Here is a 1,228-nt window from a genome sequence, read left to right as displayed (position 1 = left end):
AAAACGGATGCGGGCAGCGGCCGCGTGCGCGGGCTCGCGGCCAGCGGCGCGAGTACCGCAGTCGGGCCACACATCGTCCTGCAAGAGCAACTGGCCTGGCACACGGCGATGTTCGAGCGCGACCCGAACGGCAACGTCCAGTGGACGGAGGCCGCCTTCAACGCCGCCGAGTTCGGCGTGGAGTCGGCATGACCGAGCGTGTGCTGGCCGAGGCCCTGGCAGAGGCCGCCGCCCAACCCGCTGCGATGGCGCAGGTGGTCGAACAGCGGGCCGAGTCGATCTCGCGCGCGGCCTTCGGGGCGCTGGCCGCCACCGCCTTCGCCGAGACCTCGGCCCGGCCGCTGCCAGGCGCTCATCTGCCGACGCTGTGGGCCGAGACGCTGGCCGAGCCCGCGCCGCCGCTGCACGCCCCCGCCTTGCTCGTCGAGGTGCTGCGCCGCGACACCGCCGCGGCGGCGATGGTCGCCGAAGCGATGGAGGCCTTCGGCGAAGCGCCCTGGCCCGAGGCCCCGCGCGGGGTGTTCGCCTTCCGCCACGACTGGGCCGAGCCCCTCATCGAGCGGCTGGAGTGGAAGACCGGCGTGGTGCGGCTCGCCTCGGGCAACGAGGCGCGGCAGGGGCTGCGGCGCGTGCCGCGGCGCTTCCTGACCTACCACGTGGGCCACGCTCGCGCGAGCGACGCGCTGGTGGCCGAGTGGCTCGCCGACCATCTGGGCCGGCTCGCGTGGTGGCCGCTGCCGCAGCACGTGGCGAGGCTGACCTCGGCGGCAGACACCGGCGCACGGGCGTTGGCGGTGACGCCGGTGGATGAGGCGGACTTTGCACCGGCCGCCGCACAGCTGCGCCTGGAGGAAGACGGCCTGCACTGGCCTGCGGATCGGCGCTACGCGCTGCTGATGGCCCCGGACGGCTGGCAGGCGCTGGCGCTCACCGAGGTGGAGCCGGATCGACTGTGGCTCACCGAGCCGCTGGCGCGCGCCGTCCCCGCGGGCGCGACCGTCTCGCCCCTGGTCGAGGGCCTCGCGGTGGAGCCGGCCGAGTTCGCGCAGTGGGTGCCCGGTATCGTCGCGGGCACCGTCACCGCGCAGGTCGCCTTCGAGCCGCTGCCCGACGAAGGGCTGGCGGGCGACCCGCTGCTCGACGGCCTGCCCGTCTGGGCCGATGGCAACTGGCGCGACGATCCCAGCGTCACGGCACAGGGCGTGGTCACCCGGCAGGACGTCTCGCC

General features: G+C 75.2%; 1 protein-coding gene and 1 pseudogene. Both read left to right on the top strand.

All coding sequences use genetic code 11. The features are described from left to right. Window positions 1-192: pseudogene (locus tag CTA01S_RS16155) on the top strand (hypothetical protein); the annotation flags it as partial. Beyond that, window positions 189-1,228 (top strand): hypothetical protein (locus tag CTA01S_RS16150; RefSeq protein WP_062196857.1); only part of this gene is annotated, 1,040 nt, incomplete at its 3' end. The pseudogene CTA01S_RS16155 and the gene CTA01S_RS16150, both read left to right, overlap by 4 nt.

The sequence above is a fragment of the Caldimonas taiwanensis NBRC 104434 genome (assembly GCF_001592165.1).
GTDB lineage: Bacteria > Pseudomonadota > Gammaproteobacteria > Burkholderiales > Burkholderiaceae_C > Caldimonas > Caldimonas manganoxidans.
The sequence above is the reverse complement of the archived record's forward strand: the minus strand, read 5'-3'. Positions and strand labels throughout refer to the sequence as shown.